At 29.9% G+C, this 21781-nt stretch carries 23 protein-coding genes; 21 read left to right on the top strand and 2 right to left on the bottom strand.

Annotated features, from left to right (window positions below; genetic code table 11):
- Nucleotides 1–621: 621 nt before the first annotated feature.
- The 21 genes from N4A48_RS14985 to hemL all read left to right on the top strand — a co-directional run bounded on the left by N4A48_RS14985 (nucleotide 622) and on the right by hemL (nucleotide 19528).
- A complete protein-coding gene (locus N4A48_RS14985; protein ID WP_330665123.1) occupies nucleotides 622–1197 on the top strand; it encodes a transposase in 576 nt (191 codons plus the stop codon).
- Nucleotides 1198–1238: 41 nt separating this feature from the next.
- Nucleotides 1239–1799, top strand: a complete 561-nt coding sequence (locus tag N4A48_RS14990) for an RNA-guided endonuclease InsQ/TnpB family protein (protein ID WP_330665125.1) — start codon at nucleotides 1239–1241, stop codon at nucleotides 1797–1799.
- Between the two features lie 179 nt (nucleotides 1800–1978).
- Entirely contained in the window at nucleotides 1979–3295 is a 1317-nt protein-coding gene (locus tag N4A48_RS12180) for a cobyrinate a,c-diamide synthase (protein WP_293666414.1), read from the top strand.
- Entirely contained in the window at nucleotides 3292–4239 is a 948-nt protein-coding gene (cbiB, locus tag N4A48_RS12185) for an adenosylcobinamide-phosphate synthase CbiB (protein ID WP_293666381.1), read from the top strand. Before N4A48_RS12180 ends, cbiB begins: the two co-directional genes overlap by 4 nt.
- A gap of 40 nt (nucleotides 4240–4279) precedes the next feature.
- On the top strand, nucleotides 4280–5341 hold the full coding sequence (locus N4A48_RS12190) for a pyridoxal phosphate-dependent aminotransferase (RefSeq protein WP_293666382.1): 1062 nt from the start codon (nucleotides 4280–4282) through the stop codon (nucleotides 5339–5341).
- 1 nt (nucleotide 5342) lies between these two features.
- Entirely contained in the window at nucleotides 5343–6242 is a 900-nt protein-coding gene (locus N4A48_RS12195) for a GHMP family kinase ATP-binding protein (protein WP_293666383.1), read from the top strand.
- Nucleotides 6217–6849: a cobalt-precorrin-8 methylmutase gene (locus N4A48_RS12200; RefSeq protein WP_293666384.1), complete on the top strand. Its 633-nt coding sequence runs from the start codon at nucleotides 6217–6219 to the stop codon at nucleotides 6847–6849. The genes N4A48_RS12195 and N4A48_RS12200 overlap by 26 nt, the downstream gene beginning before the upstream one ends.
- A 460-nt stretch (nucleotides 6850–7309) precedes the next feature.
- Nucleotides 7310–7456 carry a hypothetical protein gene (locus tag N4A48_RS12205; RefSeq protein ID WP_293666385.1) on the top strand — a complete coding sequence of 49 codons (147 nt, stop codon included), beginning with the start codon at nucleotides 7310–7312 and terminating at the stop codon, nucleotides 7454–7456.
- Nucleotides 7457–7493: 37 nt separating this feature from the next.
- Nucleotides 7494–8603, top strand: coding sequence for a cobalt-precorrin-5B (C(1))-methyltransferase CbiD (cbiD, locus tag N4A48_RS12210; RefSeq protein WP_293666386.1), 1110 nt, complete (start codon nucleotides 7494–7496; stop codon nucleotides 8601–8603).
- Nucleotides 8600–9208, top strand: a complete 609-nt coding sequence (locus tag N4A48_RS12215) for a cobalt-precorrin-7 (C(5))-methyltransferase (RefSeq protein WP_293666387.1) — start codon at nucleotides 8600–8602, stop codon at nucleotides 9206–9208. Before cbiD ends, N4A48_RS12215 begins: the two co-directional genes overlap by 4 nt.
- Nucleotides 9198–9758, top strand: a complete 561-nt coding sequence (locus N4A48_RS12220; RefSeq protein WP_293666389.1) for a decarboxylating cobalt-precorrin-6B (C(15))-methyltransferase — start codon at nucleotides 9198–9200, stop codon at nucleotides 9756–9758. The genes N4A48_RS12215 and N4A48_RS12220 overlap by 11 nt, the downstream gene beginning before the upstream one ends.
- Before the next feature lie 2 nt (nucleotides 9759–9760).
- Nucleotides 9761–10510: a cobalt-precorrin-4 methyltransferase gene (locus tag N4A48_RS12225; RefSeq protein ID WP_293666391.1), complete on the top strand. Its 750-nt coding sequence runs from the start codon at nucleotides 9761–9763 to the stop codon at nucleotides 10508–10510.
- Nucleotides 10494–11528 carry a cobalt-precorrin 5A hydrolase gene (cbiG, locus tag N4A48_RS12230; protein WP_293666393.1) on the top strand — a complete coding sequence of 345 codons (1035 nt, stop codon included), beginning with the start codon at nucleotides 10494–10496 and terminating at the stop codon, nucleotides 11526–11528. The genes N4A48_RS12225 and cbiG overlap by 17 nt, the downstream gene beginning before the upstream one ends.
- The gene (cobJ, locus tag N4A48_RS12235) at nucleotides 11525–12250 is read left to right on the top strand and encodes a precorrin-3B C(17)-methyltransferase (RefSeq protein ID WP_293666394.1); all 726 of its coding nucleotides are present in this window, start codon (nucleotides 11525–11527) and stop codon (nucleotides 12248–12250) included. The genes cbiG and cobJ overlap by 4 nt, the downstream gene beginning before the upstream one ends.
- A complete protein-coding gene (locus tag N4A48_RS12240) occupies nucleotides 12247–12993 on the top strand; it encodes a cobalt-precorrin-6A reductase (protein ID WP_293666396.1) in 747 nt (248 codons plus the stop codon). The genes cobJ and N4A48_RS12240 overlap by 4 nt, the downstream gene beginning before the upstream one ends.
- A gap of 32 nt (nucleotides 12994–13025) precedes the next feature.
- Nucleotides 13026–14261: a glutamyl-tRNA reductase gene (gene hemA, locus N4A48_RS12245; protein ID WP_293666398.1), complete on the top strand. Its 1236-nt coding sequence runs from the start codon at nucleotides 13026–13028 to the stop codon at nucleotides 14259–14261.
- Nucleotides 14262–14291: 30 nt separating this feature from the next.
- Complete coding sequence (locus N4A48_RS12250; RefSeq protein WP_293666400.1) at nucleotides 14292–14873, top strand: precorrin-2 dehydrogenase/sirohydrochlorin ferrochelatase family protein; 582 nt, start codon at nucleotides 14292–14294, stop codon at nucleotides 14871–14873.
- Nucleotides 14851–15765 carry a hydroxymethylbilane synthase gene (gene hemC / locus N4A48_RS12255; RefSeq protein ID WP_293666402.1) on the top strand — a complete coding sequence of 305 codons (915 nt, stop codon included), beginning with the start codon at nucleotides 14851–14853 and terminating at the stop codon, nucleotides 15763–15765. Before N4A48_RS12250 ends, hemC begins: the two co-directional genes overlap by 23 nt.
- Entirely contained in the window at nucleotides 15744–17252 is a 1509-nt protein-coding gene (gene cobA / locus N4A48_RS12260) for a uroporphyrinogen-III C-methyltransferase (RefSeq protein ID WP_293666404.1), read from the top strand. The genes hemC and cobA overlap by 22 nt, the downstream gene beginning before the upstream one ends.
- Nucleotides 17253–17254: 2 nt before the next feature.
- Nucleotides 17255–18220 (top strand): porphobilinogen synthase, encoded by a 966-nt coding sequence (hemB, locus tag N4A48_RS12265; protein WP_293666406.1) that lies wholly within the window; start codon nucleotides 17255–17257, stop codon nucleotides 18218–18220.
- Between the two features lie 15 nt (nucleotides 18221–18235).
- Nucleotides 18236–19528, top strand: coding sequence for a glutamate-1-semialdehyde 2,1-aminomutase (hemL, locus tag N4A48_RS12270; protein ID WP_293666408.1), 1293 nt, complete (start codon nucleotides 18236–18238; stop codon nucleotides 19526–19528).
- 39 nt (nucleotides 19529–19567) lie between these two features.
- Here the strand turns inward: hemL and N4A48_RS12275 are convergent, their stop codons facing one another.
- Together N4A48_RS12275 and N4A48_RS12280 are read right to left on the bottom strand one after the other, a co-directional pair.
- Nucleotides 19568–20029: a S1 RNA-binding domain-containing protein gene (locus N4A48_RS12275; protein ID WP_293666410.1), complete on the bottom strand. Its 462-nt coding sequence runs from the start codon at nucleotides 20027–20029 to the stop codon at nucleotides 19568–19570.
- Between the two features lie 195 nt (nucleotides 20030–20224).
- Nucleotides 20225–21496: a YjiH family protein gene (locus tag N4A48_RS12280; RefSeq protein WP_293666412.1), complete on the bottom strand. Its 1272-nt coding sequence runs from the start codon at nucleotides 21494–21496 to the stop codon at nucleotides 20225–20227.
- Nucleotides 21497–21781 lie beyond the last annotated feature (285 nt).

A 21781-nucleotide genomic window follows, 5' to 3' on the forward strand; every position in this document is an offset into this window, starting at 1 on the left:
ATACCCTGCGTATCGTGCAAGCGGTGCGTACTCGGTGTTAATTGCTTTTAACTCCTAAAGCCTTGCAACCAAATCGGAATTGGAAACGATAAACGCAATGGTGCGAAAGCAGAAAAAATAGCAAGGATGGCATAAGCTGAAATAAAATCCAATTAGGTTCTATGAAAGGATAATCGTGACACATAGAAAACGTTGGGCGCTAAGTGCTGTACAATGGATGTTTAGCAGGGAAAGCCCTAAGTCAATAGATAAGGGAAACCTTCAACGACTATCTCCTTGAGGGAGAGTAAAACCACAAGCTAATGGTGGAAGAAAAATACCGCGTCTCAAAATAAAAGAGATGAAGATATAGTCTACGCTCATGTGAAAGCATGAGAGGTCTACTCGTGAGAGAAAGACTGCCATAGGGGTTGCGTCTTATGGTGAATGAGGAAAATATATACAGACCTAAAAATATAGATATATCTCTCGGATAATAATATAATGATATTATATTATTAACGAAAGAGAGGTGGTACACATGGAGTTAATGTCCATTGGTAAATTTGCAAAAACTAGTTATCGACTATTGTCTTGTTAGTACACCAATATCAAGAATCTTACTTGAGGAAGTGAAAATCAATGATAATAGCAACTAAAATAAAATTAAAACCAACCAAAGAACAAGAAATTTTATTTTGGAAGTCGGCAGGAGTTGCAAGGTGGTCTTATAATTACTTTTTAGCAGAAAGTGAAAGACACTACAGAGAATATCTTGAAGGTAAGCAAGACAAGAAAAATATAGACGAAGGTGAAGTTAGAAAATACATTAATAATGTATTAAAAAAGACCTCTCATACATGGCTCAAAGAAGTTGGAAGTAATGTAATGAAGCAGGGTGTGAAAGATGCTGATGTTGCCAGAAAAAGATGGTTTAATGGTGTTGCAAACAAGCCGAAATTCAAAAGTAAGCGAAAAAGCAAAATTAGTTTTTATGTAAATTATGAAAGTATAAAGCGAACTAACAACGGATATAAAGGTGAAAAAATAGGTTTAGTTAAAACGTGTCAAGCTCTACTAAAGCTGAAAAAGAATCAAAAGTATTCAAATCCTCGCATATCATTTGATGGTAGGAATTGGTTTTTATCTGTAGGATATGATAAGGAATTTGAGAGTGTTGAATTAACTAATGTTAGCTTAGGGATGATGTTGGGATAAAAGAATTAGCGGTTTGCTCAGATGGTGAATTTAAAAGAAATATCAATAAAGATAAAAAAGTAAAACATCTTGAGAAGAAATTAAAGCGTGAGCAACGCAAATTGAGTCGTAAGATAGAAGATAATATCAAGAGTTATGATAAAAATAGAAAATCAATCTATAAAATACCTTTAAAGAATATGAAAAATATTCAGAAGCAAAATAAAGTAATTCGTAATTTATACAAAAAACTTGAAGATATTCGCACAAATCATTTACATCAGTGCTCTATAGAGATAGTGAAAACCAAGCCTTCTCGAATTGTAATGGAAACATTGAATGTAAAAGGGATGATGAAAAATAAACATTTATCAAAAGCTATTGGGCAACAAAAGCTGTATGAATTTAAAAGACAAATTCAATATAAATGCAAAAAATATGGAATTGAATTTGTTAAAGCTGATAAATGGTATCCTTCATCTAAAACTTGTTCTTGTTGTGGTCAAATAAAATCAGATATAAAGCTAAAAGATAGAATATTCATTTGTGAATGTGGCTTTAAGATGGATAGAGATTTGAACGCAAGTATTAATTTAGCAAATCACCAAATTCAGAGTGCTTAACCTAAACTAGGTTTCTGAATGTGTACGCAACGGTACTGCGGAATTTAAGCCTGTGAAGAATCATATCAAATGAGAGTAGCTTAGGCAAAATCCGATTCATTGAAGCAGGAAGGCACAAGACGAAAATCTAATAGAGATAAGTCGTGCCATAGTAGAAATGTCTATATTTAAATAGAAATATATATATTTTTCGTATCGGAATAATGTCAGCTTTAAAAAAGAGAAATCTCAAAGTACAGCCTTATAAAGTAGGGCCTGATTATATAGATACTTCATATCATACTTATATAACTAAAAGAAAATCTAGGAATTTAGATTCTTTTATGCTAGATGATGAAAAGATAAAGTATTTGTATCTTAGAAATTCTAAGGATGCAGATATGTCTGTTATAGAAGGGGTTATGGGACTCTATGATGGATTTGGAATAGATATAAATTCTTGTACAAGCTCATATACTTCGAAAATACTTAAAGCTCCTGTTATATTAGTTATAGATGGTAAAAGCATGGCTACATCTGCTGCGGCTATGGTTTTAGGATATAAGAGCTTAGATAAAGAAATTGATTTAAAAGGAGTTATAATAAATAATATAGCATCTAAGAGTCACTTTGATATAGTTAAGCAAGCTATAGAAAAGTATACAGATATTGAAGTTCTTGGGTATCTACCAAGGAACATAGAATTTTCCCTGCCTTCCCGACATCTAGGATTAGTACCCACAATTGAGATGAATGAATTAGAACAAAAGTTTAACCATTTAGCACAAATAATAGAAGAATATATAGATGTAGATAGGTTAATAGAAATATCAAAATCAGAAGATATAGTATCAAGCTTTAAACCCAATTTACCTAAATTTGAAGATATAACAATAGGTATAGCATATGATAAGGCCTTTAACTTTTATTACTGGGGTAATATAGATATACTAAAGGATATGGGGGTTACTATAAAGCTGTTTAGCCCTTTAAATGATAAGAATTTACCTTATTGTGATGGTATATATGTAGGTGGTGGATTCCCAGAAATATTTGCAAAAGAGTTAGAGGAAAATAAATCTATGAGAGAAGATATAAGAAGGTATCATGAGAATAATAAGCCTATATATGCTGAATGTGGGGGACTTATGTATTTAGGTGATAGTATAGTGGGTAAAGATAATGAAGAGTACAAAATGGTTGGAATATTAAAGGGTAAGAGTGAGATGACAAAATCTCTTAGAAGGTTTGGTTATGCAAAAGGATCTGCCTTAATAGATACGACTATATCTAAGAAGGAAGATACAGTTTTTGGACATGAGTTTCATCATTCAGAATTTATAACTGATGAAGAATGTGTTTATAAGGTAGTTAAGGAGAGGGATTCTAAAATAATAAAAGAGTGGATGGGTGGATACCAGAAGAAGAACACTCTAGCAACCTATCTACATACTCATTTTTATTCTAACTTAGATATTCCTATTAACTTCTTAAATAAGGTGGTAGAGAATAAATGAATATAGTATCAATTTATACGGGATATGTGCTAGATATTATCTTTGGAGATCCTTATAGTCTGCCACATCCTGTTATATATATAGGAAAATTTATAAATTACATAGAGAAGATTATAAGAAAAATATTTAAGACTGAAGAAAAACTTAAAGTAGGAGGGTTCTTTTTAAATTTTATAGTAGTGTTTACAACTTATTTTATAACTAATTTAATTATAAAACTATGCTTTAATATAAATTATTATTTATACTTAGCTGTAAATTCATTGATTATATACACTATATTTGCTACAAAGTGTTTAAAGGACGAGGCAGTTAAAATTTATAAGGTATTAAAGGAAGATGATATTATAAAAGCTAGAAAACAATTATCATATATAGTTGGAAGAGACACTCAGAATTTATCTAAAGAGGAAATTATAAGGGCTACTGTTGAGACAGTTGCAGAAAATACAGTAGATGGAATAATTGCACCTATGATGTATATATTTATAGGTGGGGCACCTCTTGGAATGATGTATAAGGCTGTTAATACTTTAGATTCTATGGTTGGGTATAAAAATGATAAGTATATGAATTTAGGATTTGCATCTGCTAAGATAGATGATTTATTCAATTTTATACCAGCTAGAATAACGGCTTGTATAATGGCTATAGCATCTTTGATTTTGGGATTTGATTTTAAAAAGAGTATAAAAATATTTATAAGAGATAGAAAGAATCATAAAAGTCCGAATTGTGCTTATCCAGAAGGGGCAGTAGCTGGAGCGCTTAATATACAGCTAGGAGGAACTAATATATACTTTGGTAAAGAAGTGTATAAGCCTACTATAGGAGATAAAATAAGAGATATAGATTCGGAGGATATATTAAATACAAATAGAATAATGTATTTGACCTCAGTTTTAAGTTTGATAATTTTTACCTTAATACAGAATATAATATAGAAAGATTAATAGTAAACGATATAGAAAAGGGGTATTCAGAGTGATAAAGCTTGGGCATGGAGCAGATGTGAATCAGATGATGAGTAAGTACAATAAAAGTGAAAATATATTAGATTTTAGCTCTAATATAAATCCGTATACTCCTGAAAATATAGAAGAATATGTACTTGAAGGTTTAAAAAATAGTATAAAATATCCTGATATAGAGTATTTAAATCTCAGAAAAAATATATCTTCCTATATAAATATAAACGATGAATATATAATACCTGGAAATGGTGCTAGTGAGATAATATATATGATTATGAAGATATTAGATGGAAGGTTAGCTACTTTAAATCCTACATTTTCAGAATATGAAAGGGCAGCTTTTATAAATAATTTAGATGTAGTAGATTTATACTTGGGGGAAGATTTTAAAGTAGATATAAAGAGCGTAGAGAATAATATAGATAAATTTGATTTCTTATTTATATGTAATCCTAATAACCCAAGTGGTAATGCTCAAGAACTTGTAGAATTACTAGATTTATTAAGAAAACACGACAAATTTATGATAGTAGATGAAACCTTTATGGAGTTTGTATATGATAGCGATAAGTATTCATTAGTTAGATACATAGATAATTATAGCAATTTATTTATTATAAAGGCTGTTACTAAATTTTTTGGACTTCCTGGAATAAGACTTGGATACGGTATAACTAGCAATAAAGATATAATTTATGATATATGGAATGTTAAGGAGCCTTGGACTGTAAATGCGTTTGCTGAGAATATATCTAAATATATATTTAAAGATAAAAAGTATATAAGAGAGACTAAGGGGTATTTTAAAGAAGAAATAAGTTATATGTTAAGAGAATTAAATAATATAGATAATATAGAATGTTTTAATACAGATACAAACTTTATATTGTTAAAATTAAATAAATACGATTCAAAGTATATAAAAGAAAAATTATTTATAGACAAGGATGTATTAATAAGAGATGCATCTAATTTTAAGGGATTAGATGAAAAATATATAAGAGTTGCAGTTAAAAAAAGAGAAGAAAATAAGAAGTTGATAACTGCATTGAGAGAAATAATGGGGGTATAGTATGAAACACTATGGAATTTGCCCAGGCTCATGTGGAGAATTTATTCAGGGTATGATAAAGGACAAGGAATATTTAGTATCTTATGCAGTAAATATGTATTCAAGGGCTGATATTTATGAGACAACTAAGAATATAAGTAGGGGACCGTTTAAATCTAGAAGAGCTTTAGAAAAAGTATTCGAACATTTTGGTCTTACTAAAGATGATACTAAAAATATATCTTTAAGAATAAAAAGCAATATTCCTTTAGGTAAAGGTATGGCAAGTTCCACTGCGGATATAGGAGCTACCATAAGAGCTACACTTAGTTTTTTAAATAAAGATATACAAGATGAAGAAATATCAAAAATTGCAGCAACAATTGAGCCTACAGATTCTATATATATAAAAGATAACTGTATTTTCGATCCTTTAAAAGGTGAAATATTTAAGAAGTTAGGTTATATAGATGGAATAAAAATACTCGCTCTTGAGCCTGATGAAAGATTAAATACGCAATATATAAGAAAGAGACAGGATTATTTCATTAAAAAAAAGGCAAATGAGGAAAATTTAAAATATGCTTTTGATATATTAGAAAAAGGATTTGATAATAAGGATTTGAGCTTGGTTGGAAAAGCAGCAACTATAAGCTCTATACTTAATGAAAATATACACAAAAAGGAAGGCTTGAGTGAAATAATAAAAATAAGTGAAGATTATGGAGCTTATGGTGTTAATATAGCTCATAGCGGAACGGTTGTAGGAATAATACTAGACAAGGATATGGATGAGAATAAGCTTAAAGAAAAATTGATTATTAATAAAATAGATAAAAAATATAAAAAGATATATTCGTTAAATGTTATAAAAGCAGGATTAAAGGGAGGGTCATATGAAGTACATAAAAAATCCAAGTGAGATAGAGGTTAAGAGTTTTGAAATAATACAAGGTATAATAGATGAGATTAGACCAGGCTATGAGTTTAAGAACGAAATAGAAGAGAAGATAATAAAAAGATGCATACATACAACTGCTGATTTTGAATACTTAGATATACTTAAGATATCTGATAGAGCAGTTGATAAATTAATAGATGGCTTAAAATCTGGAGCAACTATATATACAGATACTAATATGGCTTTATCTGGAATAAACAAGAGAAAATTAAAAGCACTAGGTTGTGAAATAAAATGCTTCGTTGCAGATGAAGAGGTTGCAAAAATTGCTAAAGAAAAGAAGATGACAAGATCAATGGCAGCAGTAGAAAAAGCTGCTAGTGAAGAGGGAAGAAAGATATTTGTAATTGGAAATGCTCCTACTGCTCTTTATAAGATAATGGAAATGAAGGAAGAAGGAAAATTAAATCCAGAAGCTATAATAGGAGTTCCAGTTGGATTTGTTGGAGCTGAAGAATCTAAGGATGAGCTTGAGAAAAGTGATAATGAGTATATATTGGCTAAGGGTAGAAAGGGTGGAAGTAATTTGGCGGCTGCTATAGTTAATGCGGTACTTTACAGTATATAAAAATTATACTCATTAAAATAACGCTACTTAGGTTTAGTTCCTAATCCCAAAATAAATGATATTAAAATACCGTTCATGTAGTAAATATTTTAATAAAACTAAGTATTTCATCTTATTGAATATCCTAAAAGTTCTAAACTCCCGTTGGTCAGACAACGAACTTTTTTAACGGATATTCAAACGATGAAATACAAGTTTTATAAAAAATATTTAAAACATTCTCTAACATTATTAATATCACTTATTTTGTAAATGTAGTTGTTAAACTTGGAATAAATTTAATTCAAGAAAGTAGCTAACATTTGAACGAGCATAATTTTTAAGTGTAGTGTTTAGTGTTGAAGTGAGTCTTAAAAAATAACGAATATAGAAATCAACAAATAAAATCTTAATATATGTTGCTATAAAGTGAAATTTAATTTAGATGGAGTCTTGAAAGTGCAAAAGGAGATATGATCTTATGGCAATAAACTGCAAATTACTATCTAAAAGTTTATTAAAGACAATGGCATTTATTGCTTATATACCAGTTGCTATAGTTTTGGCTCTTGAGTTTGGGGATTTTAAAGATAAGTGGGATATGATTTCAAGGAAGATAGATAGTTGATAGAAATAATCGAATATTCTCGCAAAAGAGGGATAGTATGGAAAAGTATGTTTACATAGATGGAAAGAAGTATAAAAGGGGTTATACTACTGGGTCTACTGCTACAGGTGCAGCTAAGGCTGCGGCTTTTATGGCTTTGAGTAAAGAGATAGTAGATATTATTAATATAGATACTCCTAAAGGGATAAAACTTGATTTAAAGGTTGAGAATCAAGAAGTAGGACAAGGTTATGCTGTGGCTTCTGTCAAGAAAGATGGGGGAGATGATAAGGATGCTACTCATAATTTAGATATATTTGCAAGGGTTACTATAAATAATAGTGGTATTATCAATATAGATGGTGGTATTGGTGTTGGTAGGGTAACTAAGAAGGGTCTTAATATTCCTATTGGAAATGCTGCTATTAATAAGGTTCCTATGAATATGATAGAGAAGGAAGTTAGGGAAGTTATAGGAGATTTAGGAGCAGATGTTTTAGTTTATATTCCAAAGGGTGAGGAGATTGCTAAGAAAACTTTTAATCCAAGGCTTGGAATAGAAGGTGGTATATCTATAATAGGTACTACTGGAATTGTAGAGCCTATGTCTGAGGAAGGTTGGAAGAAATCTCTTTCTATTGAACTAGAAATGAAAAGTAAGCAGGGAATTAAAAATATTATACTCGTTCCAGGGAATCATGGAGAGAATTTCGTAAAAAATGTTTTAAATATTGATTCTAATTATGTTGTTAGAACTAGTAATTTTATAGGGTATATGATAAAAGAAGCTGAAAGATTTGGGTTTGAAAAGATACTTATGGTAGGTCATTTAGGTAAGTTTGTAAAAATTGCTGGCGGTATTTTTCATACTCACAGTAAGATGGCTGATTGTAGGATGGAGATACTTATAACTCATTTAGCTTTAATGGGTGCTGATATAAGTGTTTTAAAAGAAATATATAATTGCCCAACTACGGAGGCTACAATAGATATTATATCAGAAAATGGATATGAAAAAGTTTATGATATTATAGCTAACAAAGGAAGAACAAAGATTCTTCAAAGATTAGAAAATGATATTGAGGTTGAGGTTATGATATTTTCTATGGAGCTTGATACACTTGGAAAAAGTGCTGGTGTAGATAATCTTTTGGAGGTATTTAGATGATAAACATAATTGGAATAGGCCCTGGCAATTTAAATTACCTAACTAAGATAGGTGAGAATATAGTTAATAAAAGTGATGTGTTAATAGGTGGAACTAGAAATCTAGAAAGCTTTAAGGATTTTAATAAAGAGAAGATAGAAATAAAGGGAAGTCTTAAAAAAATTATAGACTACATAAACAATAATAAGGATAAGAATATATCAATAATAGCTTCAGGAGATCCTAGTATATACGGAATAGGAAAGTATATAGTTAGTGAGCTTGGAAGTGAGAATGTGAATATAGTATCGGGAATAAGCTCTATTCAGTATATTTTTTCAAGAATTGGTATGGATATGAATGATATATATATAAGTAGTTGTCATGGAAAACAACCAGATTTTGACTACATATTATCTCACAAAAAAGTCGCTTTAGTCACAGATACTATAATAGGACCAAAGGAAATTGCAAAAGAGATAATAAAAAGGAAGTTAAATAAGGTTATGGTAGTAGGAGAGAATCTTTCTTATGAAAATGAGAGAATAACTATACTTTCTTGTGAAGATATAATGAATGTAGATAAATTTGATATGAATGTAGTGGTGATATATGATGAAGGATAGTGAATTTATAAGAGGTAGGGTTCCTATGACTAAGGAAGAGATAAGGACTATATCTATAAGTAAATTAAACTTGAAGAATTGTAGTACATTCCTTGATGTAGGTGGGGGAACAGGAAGCATTAGTATACAATCTGCCTTAGATAATAAAGATTTACAGGTATTTACTATAGAGAGAAATAAAGAAGCGGTAGAACTTATACATAAAAATATTGATAAATTCAACATAAATAATATAAAGGTTATAAAGGAATATGCACCAGTAGATTATTTTGATAAAAAAATAGATTCAGCTTTCATAGGTGGAAGTGGAGGAAATTTAGAAGAGATTATAATATGGCTTAAAGAATTATTAAATGAAGATGGTGCTTTAGTAATCAACTGTATAATACTTCAAACACTTAACGAGTCTTTAAGAATACTTAAAGAACAAGGGTTTGAAGATATAGAGTGTGTACAAGCTAGTGTAGCAAGGCTTGAAAAATTAGGTAAGGGTAACTATTTTAAGCCTTTAAATCCAACATACATAATTTCAAGTAAAAGGGGTAGATAACGATGAAGATTCATTTTGTAGGGGCAGGACCAGGAGACAAGGAACTTATAACTTTGAAGGGGTATAAATTATTGAGTGAAGCAGATGTTGTTATATATGCAGGCTCTTTAGTTAATCCAGAACTTCTTGATTATTGTAAAGAAGGTTGCGAAATTCATAACAGTGCTTATATGGACTTAGGAGAAATAGTAGATGTTATGAAAAACGGAGTTAAGGAAAATAAGAGTGTTGTAAGACTTCAAACAGGAGACTTTTCCATATATGGATCAATTAGAGAACAAGTAGAAGAGCTTGCTAAAGAAGATATAGGATATGACTGTACACCAGGAGTTAGTTCATTCCTTGGGGCATCCTCTGCACTTGGGGTTGAGTACACAGTTCCTGAAATATCTCAAAGTGTTATTATAACTAGGATGGAAGGAAGAACTCCAGTACCAGAGAAAGAATCTATAGAGTCTTTTGCAAAGCATCAAACGTCTATGGTAATATTCTTATCTGTTCAAGAAATAGAAAAGGTTGTAGCTAGACTTATTGAAGGTGGATACACAGAAGAAATTCCAATAGCAGTTGTATATAAGGCTACTTGGAAAGAAGAAAAGATTGTTAGAGGTAACTTAAAGAATATAGCTGCTAAGGTTAAAGAAGAAGGAATAAACAAGACAGCACTTATAATGGTTGGAGAATTTCTTGGTAAAGAGTACAATTACTCGAAATTGTACGATAAGGAATTTAAGCATGAATACAGAAAGTAATACAGCTGCAATAGCACTTACTTCGAATGGAAAGAATCTTGCACTTAATATAAAAAAGTATATGAAGTGTGATGTATATGTAAACGACAAGATCCTTTGTGATAATACTATGCCCGTAAAAGGAAAATTTAAAGAATTTGTAGGAGAAATATTCTACAAATACGATTATTTGATATTTATAATGGCAACTGGTATTGTAGTTAGAAGCATTTGCCCTTATATAAAAGATAAAACAAAAGATCCAGCTGTAATAGTAATGGATGAGAAGGCAAATAATGTTATAAGTCTTCTATCTGGTCATATAGGTGGAGCAAATGAAATGACTATAAAGCTTAGTGATTATCTAAATTCTAATCCAGTTATAACTACTGCTACAGATGTAAATAATAAATCATCTCTTGATATGATAATAAAAGAATTAGATGCTTATATAGATGATTTTAAAGAAAATGTGAAAAAGATAAATTCTTATCTGCTAGAAGGTAGAAAAGTAGGAATATACATGGATGATAATTATGATATAGATACAAGGGGCTTTGTATTAATAAAGGATAAAAATAATATTAGTGATATAGATACTTTAATTTACATAACTAATAAAAAATATATAGATATAAACTATAAGGATATTATAAAAATAACTCCGAAAAATATTGTATTATCAGTTGGGTGTAGAAGACATACTGATTCTAATACAATGTACGAGTCCTTCAAAGACTTTTTAGACGCAAACAATATAGATGAAAAATCTATAAAGATGGTTGGAAGTGTAGACCTTAAAAAAGATGAGATGGCTATAATTAATCTAGCAAACAAGCTTAAAGTAAAATTTGAAATAGTACCTAGAGAAGAAATATTAAAGGTTGAAGATAAGTTTGAAAAATCAGAGTTTGTTAAAAAATCTATTGGGGTATATTCGGTAGTTGAGCCAGTTTCATATATATTAAGTAATAAAAATTTGTTTGTAAACAAAACAAAGTATAAAGGAATAACATTTGGATTGGGGAGATTGAAATGATTTATGTAGTTGGTATAGGACCAGGCAGTAAGGATTTGATGACTAATGAAGCTATAGAAGCACTAGAAAAAAGTGAAGTTATAGTGGGATATAAAACTTATATAAATTTAGTTGAAGAATTTATAAAAGATAAAGAAGTAGTTCAAAATGGAATGAGAAAAGAAATAGAGAGATGTCAAGATGCTATAGATAAGGCCAAAGAAGGTAAAAAAGTTGCTGTTATAAGTAGCGGAGATAGCGGAATATATGGAATGGCAGGTCTTATTCTTGAACTTGTGACTAAACAAAACTTAGATATAGATGTAAAGGTTGTACCTGGAGTTACTGCTAGTATAGGAGCTGCTGCTGTACTTGGAGCACCTATTATGCATGATTTTTGTCATATAAGTCTTAGTGATTTACTTACTCCTTGGGAGGTTATAGAAAAAAGACTAAGACTTGCTGCTGAGGCTGACTTTGTAATATGCTTATATAATCCTAGAAGTAAAGGAAGAAAAGATCACTTAAAAAGAGCTTTTGAAATAATGGGAGAGTTTAAGTCAGGAGATATACCTGTTGGAATAGTTAAGGATGTAGCAAGAGATGGTCAGTGCAAACAGGTTGTAAAATACAAGGATGTAGATTTTGAAACGGTTGATATGACTACTATTGTAATAATAGGAAATAAATCTACTTATATAAATGGTGATAAAATGATAACTCCAAGGGGTTATGTTATATGATACTAGTTCTTGGAGGAACTAGTGATAGCTTAAAAATATGTGATTTACTCAATAGATTGAATGAATCATATATTTTATCTGTTGCAACTGATTATGGAAGAGAGATTTCCAAAAATTACTGCAAAGACATTAATGTAGCTAGACTAGATAAGTATGATATGATTAAATTTATAAGACAAAATAATATAAAAATTATTGTAGATGCAACTCACCCTTATGCTTTAGAAGTATCTAAAAATGCTATAGATACAAGCCGTGAACTGGGTGTAAAGTATATAAGATATGAGAGAAGTTCAAGTGATATATTAGAGAATGAAAGCGTAATAAAGGTAGGTAGTATAAAAGAGGCTTGTGATGTTGCTAATAAAATAGGTGAAAATATATTTTTGTCTACAGGAAGCAAAAACTTAGAGAATTTTGTTAAAAACTTGAAGAATAAAAATATTATAGCTAGGGTTCTTCCAACCTCTGAGGTCTTAAAATCTTGTGAGAATCTAGGCTTGAAACCTCACAATATAGTAGCTATGAAAGGACCATTTTCTTATGATATAAATAAGCAGTTATATAAATTTTATAATTGCGATTTAGTTATAACAAAGGAAAGTGGAGTAGCTGGAGGATTTGAAGAAAAAATAAGCGCAAGTATTGACTCTAATATAAAAACTATAGTCATACTAAGACCTACGCTTGATTATCCTAAAAAGATAAATAATATTGAAGAACTAAATTCACAGCTAGTTTAAGTGAGTAGACGAATTGTAGTGGAGGCGAAATTATGAAATTAGCAGTTATAGGGGTTAATCATAAAACTGCCCCTATTAGAATAAGAGAAAAGGTGTCTTTTACAGAATCAAAAAAAATAGAAGGTGCAAATTTCTTACTTGATAATGGTATAGAAGAAGTGATTATTTTATCAACTTGTAATAGAAGTGAAATATACATAGCTGCAAAAGATATAGATTCAAAAATAAATATAGTTAAAGATTTTTATGAAGATTATTTTGATGAAAAAGATATAAAAGAGTATTTATTTTATAAAAAACAAATAGAAGCTATAAATCATATATATGAGGTTGCTTCAGGACTTGATTCCTTAGTTTTAGGAGAAGACCAAATTCTTGGTCAGGCAAAGGAAGCACTTCAGTTTTCTATGGAGCTTGGTTTTAGCGGTAAGATTTTAAATAAGCTTTTTAGAGAGGCTATAACTACTAGTAAGAATATAAAAAGTGAGACCAAGATATCTGAAAATCCTCTGTCCATAAGCTACATAGGAGTCAAATTTTTAAAACAAAAACTTAAAACATTAAAGAATAAAAAGGCTCTTATAATAGGTGTTGGGAAAATGAGTAGATTAGCTCTTAAACATTTAATAGAAGAAGATTTAGATGAAATATATATGACAAATAGATCACATAAAAAGGTTTTAGATTTAGGTGATGATTTTCCTATGGTAAAGCCTATAGAGTATGAAAAAAGATATGAGATATTAAAAAATGTAGATATTGTTATAACTGCAACTGCATCTCCTCATACTATAATAAGAAAAGATGAGATTATAGATATAGACAATGAGGTTTATATAATGGATATAGCTCTTCCTCGTGATGTTGAAGAGTCTGTTAGTGAACTTTCAAATATTAATGTTTATGATATAGATGATCTTAAAAAGATATCCGATGAAAATGAGAAGAGAAGAATTGAGTTATCTAAGGTAGCTAAAGGGATTATAGATGAGAGTATAAATGAGTTTTTAGATTGGATGAGTAGTATAAAGGTAGATCCAACTATAAAATCTTTGAATGAAAGATGTAGTGATATACAAAAGGATACACTTGATTACATATATAGAAAATTAGATCTTGATTGTAGAGAAAAAAAGATAATAGAAAAAATGTTAAACTCTGCTTTAAAAAGAGTTATTAGAGAGCCTATTATAAAGCTTAAGTCCACTAAGGACGAAGGAAAAGTTAAGGATTACACTAATATAATTGAAGAATTATTCGATCTTTAAATTAGAGGTGATAGCTTGTTTTACCCTATGATGATAAATTTAGATAATAAAAATGTAACTATAATAGGTGGCGGAAAGGTAGCTTTTAGAAAAGCAAAAAAATTTTTGGAGTTTAATTGTAATATAAAGCTTGTAAGTTCATCGTTTATAGAAGATTTTGATAATATAGATGTTAAACTTATAAACGATAATTATAAAGAGGATTACTTAAAAGAATCGTTTTTAGTTATAGCAGCAACCTCTAGTAAGAAGGTAAATGAGGATATAGCTAGTTATTGCAAAACAAACAATATTATGTGCAATATAGCAGATGATATAAATTTATCTGACTTTATAGTACCCTCAAGTATAAAAAGAGGAGATTTAGTTATTAGTGTATCGACTATGGGAAACAGCCCATCTCTTTCTTCTAAGATAAGAAAAGAGCTTGAGAGTAACTATGGAGTTGAATATGAAGAATATGTGAGTATATTAGGAGATATAAGGAATTTAGTTTTACAAAAATGTACTGATAAAGATGAAAAGAAAAGAATATTAAATGAATTAGTAAACTTGGACTTAGAAGAACTTAAAAAGAGGAGACTTGATTATGAAAATAATAGTTGGAACTAGAGGAAGTGAGCTTGCCTTAAGTCAAACTAAATGGGTTATAAAAAATCTTAGAAACTCAAACCCTTATGTAGAATTTGAAATTAAGATAATAAAGACTAAAGGAGATAAAATTCAGAATATAGCTCTTGATAAGATAGGAGACAAGGGGTTATTTGTAAAGGAAATAGAAGAACAGCTTTTAAACAAAGAAATTGATATAGCTGTTCACTCTATGAAGGATATGCCATCTAATGTTACTTCTGGTCTTAAATTTGCAGCAGTTCCTAAAAGAGAGGATTGTAGAGATGTATTAGTTCTAAAAGAAGGGTATAAAACTATATACGACCTTCCAAGAGGTGCTAAAATAGGGACGGGAAGTAAAAGAAGAAAGTATCAATTACTTAAGTATAGAGATGATTTAGAGATAGTTTCTATAAGAGGAAATGTTGGAACTAGAATAAGAAAAATCAAAGAAGAAAATCTTGATGGTGTAGTTTTAGCAGCAGCTGGTCTTCATAGATTGAATATAGAAGATGAAATAAGTTTTTATATACCTACTGATATAATGCTTCCAGCACCAGCTCAAGGAGCTTTAGCTATACAGATAAGAGAAAATGATGAGAGCATAGAAAAGATAGTATCAACTATAAAAGATGAGAAGACTGGTATTCAAGTTGAAGCAGAAAGAGCTTTCTTACATGGAGTTGATGGAGGATGTCATATACCTGTAGGAGCCTTCTGTACTGTAGATGAGGATAGAGTAAAGCTTGAGGGATTATTTGGAACTGAGGATGGAAGTAGGATTGTAAGAACATTTATAGAGGGTAGTGCTGATGAAGCTAAAGAGCTAGGATATAAGCTTGCTGATATTATACTAGAGGAGATGGAGCCATGTGCAAAAAAGTGTATTTAGTAGGGGCAGGTCCTGGAGATTATAAGTTGATTACATTAAAGGGTTTAGAGTGTATTAAAAAGGCAGATGTAATAGTATATGATAGACTGGCTAATGAAAATTTACTCAATGAAGCTAAAGAAGGCTGCGAATTTATATATGTTGGAAAGGCATCTAGCAACCATACGTTAACTCAAGATGAAATAAATGAGGTTATATGTAAAAAAGCAAGAGAGGGTAAAATTGTAACAAGGCTAAAAGGTGGAGACCCTTATGTTTTTGGCAGAGGAGGAGAAGAAGGAGAGTATCTTCTTGAAAGAGGGGTTAAATTTGAAGTTGTTCCTGGAATAACTTCTGCTATAGGAGGACTATGCTATGCTGGAATACCTATAACTCACAGGGATTATGCTTCTTCGTTTCATGTTATAACAGGTCATTTAAAAGATGAAGAAAAAGAACTTGATTGGAAATCTTTAGCTAGTTTAAATGGAACATTGGTATTTTTAATGGGTGTTAAGAATCTTAACAATATATGTACTAATTTAATTAATGAAGGTAAGAGTAAGGATACACCTGTTGCTCTTATAAACTGGGGAACTAGATATAATCAGAGGGTAGTTACTGGTAAGCTTGAGAATATATATGATATAGCTATTAAGGAGAATATAAAACCTCCTAGTTTGATAGTTGTAGGTGACGTTGTAAATCTTAGGGATAAGCTAAATTTCTTTGAGGAAAAAAGTTTGTTTGGTAAAAGCATACTTGTAACAAGAGCTAGAGCTCAAAATAGCAAGTTATTAGAGAAAATAATGGATTTGGGTGGCAATCCTATACAGTTTCCAACTATAAAGATAGAAGAGATAACTCCTAATGAAGAGTTAGATGAGCAAATAAATGATATTGATGAATACAGCTATATAATATTTACAAGCCAAAATGCGGTTAAGATATTCTTTAATAGATTAAATGATTTAGATTTTGATGTTAGAAAATTAGCTAATAAAAAGATAGTAGCTATAGGACCAGCTACAGCTAAAGATCTTAAGGAAAAAGGTATAATAGCTGATATAATACCTTCAAAGTTCGTGGCTGAAGCTATATATGATGAGTTAAAGAATATATTAGATAAGGATGATAAAATATTGATTCCAAGAGCTAGTGAAGCTAGGGATTATTTGGTAGATAAATTAAGTGAAATATGTTATGTTAAAGAGGTTAAGATATACAACACTGTTTTAGGTGATGGAAACAAAGAAAAAATACTTGAGCTATTAGAATCTAATAAGTTAGATTATATAACATTTACCAGCTCATCGACAGTCAAGAATTTAGTCAAAATATTAGGGAGAGAAAATATAGAGAAGCTTAAAAATTCAAAGTTAATATCTATAGGACCTATAACTTCAAATACTGTTAGAGATTTTGATTTAAATGTTCATAAAGAAGCTAAGGATTACACTATAGATGGAATTTTAAATACTATTATACAAGATATTAAGGGGGAATAGCTGTGATAAAAAGACCTAGAAGACTTAGAAGTAGTGAACTTGTAAGAGATTTAGTTAGAGAAACTAAAATAGAGATGGATAATTTAATATATCCTTTATTCATTGTTGAGGGAGAAAATATAAAAAAAGAGATACCATCACTTCCAGATGTTTATCATCTATCAGTAGATAAACTTGAAGAAGAAGTAAAAGAATTAAAAGAGTTTGGAATAAAGTATGTAATGCTATTTGGTGTTCCAAATGAAAAGGATGAGTATGGAAAAGAAGCGTATGCAGAGTATGGAATTGTTCAAAGAGCTGCAAGAGCGATAAAGAGAATTACAAAAGATATCTATGTTATTACAGATATTTGCATGTGTCAGTATACAAGTCATGGCCACTGTGGAATACTACGTCCAAATGGATATGTAGATAATGACAAGACCTTAGAATATTTATCAAGAATAGCTTTAAGTCATGTAAAAGCAGGAGCGGATATGGTAGCGCCATCTGATATGATGGACGGAAGAATAGGTCATATGAGAAAAACTTTAGATGAAGCAGGATATGAGAATACACCTATAATGTCATATAGTGCAAAATATGCATCTTCATTCTATGGACCTTTTAGAGATGCAGCTCACTCAGCACCATCTTTTGGAGATAGAAGATCTTATCAAATGGACCCTGCAAATACAGATGAGGCAGTTCGTGAGGTAGAACTTGATATAGAAGAAGGAGCAGATATAGTTATGGTAAAACCTGCACTTTCATACTTAGATGTAATAAGAAGAATAAAGGACAACTTCAATATGCCTATAGCAGCATATAATGTAAGTGGAGAATACTCTATGTTAAAGCTTGCTGTTAAAAATGGACTATTAGATGAAAAAGCTATAATGGAAAGTGTTTTATCTATTAAAAGAGCTGGAGCTGATATAATAATAACTTACTTTGCAAAAGATATAGCTAGAATGCTAAGAAAATAAAAGGGGATGACCATTATGAATACTACTAAATCTGAAAAAATATATGATGAAGCGATAAAGTACATACCTGGTGGAGTTAACAGTCCTGTTAGAGCATTTAAATCAGTTGGACTTAATCCTATATTTGTAGATCATGCTAAGGGATCTAGAATATATGATGTTGATGGTAATGAATACCTAGATTATATATGCTCTTGGGGACCATTAATGCTAGGTCACAGTAATGAAGACGTTTTAAATGGTGTTGAAGATATAATAAGAAGAGGAACAAGCTATGGTGTTCCTACAGAAATAGAAGTGAAAATGGCTAAATTAATATGTCAGGCATATGATTCTATAGAAATGGTTAGAATGGTAAACTCAGGAACAGAAGCTACTATGAGTGCTTTAAGGGTAGCAAGAGCTTATACTAAGAGAAATAAAATATTAAAATTTGAAGGATGCTATCATGGTCATTCTGATGCATTACTTGTTAAATCGGGATCTGGAACAATAACTTATGGAGTACCTACAAGCCCTGGAGTTCCAGCAGATGTAGTAAAGGATACACTTGTATGTAGATACAATGATTTAGATTCAGTAAAAGAAATATTCAAAGAACATGGACAAGATATAGCAGCTGTAATAGTAGAGCCGGTTGCAGGTAATATGGGAGTAGTTGCAGGGAAAAAAGAATTTTTACAAGGACTTAGAGATATAACTAATGAATACAAATCTGTTCTTATATTTGATGAAGTAATAACAGGATTTAGATTAGCTTATGGTGGTGCAGGAGAGCATTATGGAATAAAAGCAGATATGACATGTCTTGGAAAGATTATAGGAGCAGGACTTCCTGTTGGAGCCTATGGTGGTAAAAAAGAGATAATGGATATGGTATCTCCAGTTGGTCCTGTATATCAAGCTGGAACATTATCTGGAAATCCTCTTGCAATGTATATGGGATATAAAAACATAAGTATATTAAAAGAAAATCAAAATATATATAAAGAGCTTGAAGAAAAAGCCATAAGACTTGAAAATGGACTTAAAGAAAATCTTAAAAAACTTAATGTAGAAGGAACTGTAAATAGAGCAGGGTCTTTAGTTTGCCTTTTCTTCGCAAAAGGTCCTATAGAAAACTATGAAGATGTAATGAAGTGTGATGTTGAAAAATTCAATATATACTTCAAAGAACTAATAGAAAGAGGAGTCTTACTTGCTCCAACACAATTTGAAGCAATGTTTTTATCTAATGCTCATACAAGTGAAGATATAGACTATACAATAAAAGCAAGTTATGAAGCTATGAAGATAGCTTTTAAGTAAAAAAGCCGACAATATTGTCGGCTTTTTTTTGAAATAAAATTATCTTCTTTTGCTACGTTTATTTAAAGTAGCTTGACGATCATCTGATTGCTTTAACCAATCTTTTAATTTATCTTCAAGAGAAGTTTCTTTTTTAGGTTTTGGTTGGAATTTGCCTTTAGATGCATCTCTATTTCTGTAGTTAGAGCCTGAGTTAGAACCTGAGTTAGAACTAGGTCTAGAACTATAAGAAGGCTTATCTTTAGGCTTTGGAGTAAAAGGTTTTGCCTGCTTAATTGAAAGAGATATTTTTTTAGACTCTTCATCAATGCTTATAACTTTAACCTTAACTTTATCACCAGAAGAAATATGTTCATTTATATCGTTTATAAAGTTATGACTAATTTGTGAAATATGAACTAATCCTTTAGTTTTTTCATCTAGAGCCACAAAAGCACCGAAAGGTTTAACATCTGTTACTGTACCTTCAATAATATTACCGATTTCAAATTTCTTACACATAGACACACTCCTAAAAATTTTATAGTTTATAAATAATTTTAAAATTCGAGTTACTTATATTAATTAATATAGCATATAACTTCAACAAAAAACAAATTTTAAATTATCTTTTCAACTATCTATAATATATATTTTTACGCTTTTTTGCAACCTTTAAACACATAAAATATAATTAAGTTTTGGGTATATTAAAAGTTAAATAATCAAAGTAACTAGAGGAGTAACTATTATAAATGAAAATACTACTCTTTCCACCCAGATTAAGAATAATTCTGAAATAGATATAGGTATTTCTGTAGATAAAATACAGGGTATACATGAGCAAAAGGATAATACAGAGCTAACGGACACTACTCCTATTATAAAACGAGTTAAAAATGAAGAATCTATTATTAAAAATGATGGTAAAAATAAATCTATTATACCAATAGATGCGGATTTAGCAGTGAGCATAGGTTCTGGAAGCTGGAGTATTTTTAGTAAAGGATAAAATATATATGCTAATAAATCTATAAAACAAGTATATTCACTTAGTATCAAACCTGTGGTGCCTATTGACACTATTGAAGGGAGAACGGTAATAGTTACAATTAAGCCATTTTTAAAGTTTTTATATACACTCTCAGAAATAGCACTGGATTTATGTATAGATTTAATAGCTTCACTCCATGCATTTTGAATAAAATTTCTATAAATTTTAGCCTCTATAACAAAATTAGATGAAATATAAGAATTACTCTTTCTGCTAAGAGGTGGTATTCTAGCTGTGATTGATGTTACTGAACAAGTAGATATTAATGTAATTATAAAATAAGCATTCCACATACTCATAAGATTTAAAGTTTTACCTATAATAACCATTGAACTTATAGACACAGTAGAAAATCCTGTAACTATAATACAAGACTCTTTAATACTATACTTACTATCTTTAAATATAGTATCAGTAATTAAAACACCTATAGAGGAATTGCTTAAAAAAGATGCTAAAGCATGTATAGCAGATTTTCCTGGAGTTTTAAAAAGTGGTTTCATTATAGGCTGCATTAAAATTCCTATAAACTCCAAAAGACCATAATCTATTAAAAAAGTTAAAAAAATAGAGCCTATAGGAATAGCTATACTAATAGGAATAGCTATATTATTAAATATAATAGACAGCATATCTTCAGATATAAAATAAAATTTATCTGAATTAGTAATAAATATTATACTTATAAGTATGCTTGAAAGATTAAAAAAAGAAGTTACTTTTGTAAATCTATTTTTATTCCAGAACTTTTTTATAAAAGGATAAAAAATTCCTAATACAACAAGAACTAAAGTATAGATGGATATATAATTTAAATAATGATTATTTAGATATATAATAATATGATCTATTGGTATTGTTATTTTACCATTTAATTTTATAGGTATAAAAAATATGAATATCCCTATAAAATTATATATAATGAATTTACCCATATTTTATAACCTCCTTTTATTATATATAATGAATTTATTCTTATTTTATGCTAATAAAGACTGCACTTGAAACTATTTTTTAAAAAACTTTAAAAAAAGTGTTGACGAATATATCAAAAGGTGATATATTATTACTTGTCCTCAACAACGAGGCAAACACGAAACACAAAATGAACTTTGAAAATTAAACAGTAGGTTATAAATAAATCACAACAGTGATTTTCGGAAACAACACATTAAGTCAGTTTACTGAGTACTGACAAACTTTTATTTAAGAGTTTGATC

This window comes from Tepidibacter sp. (genome assembly GCF_025210165.1).
Lineage (GTDB): Bacteria > Bacillota > Clostridia > Peptostreptococcales > Peptostreptococcaceae > Tepidibacter_A.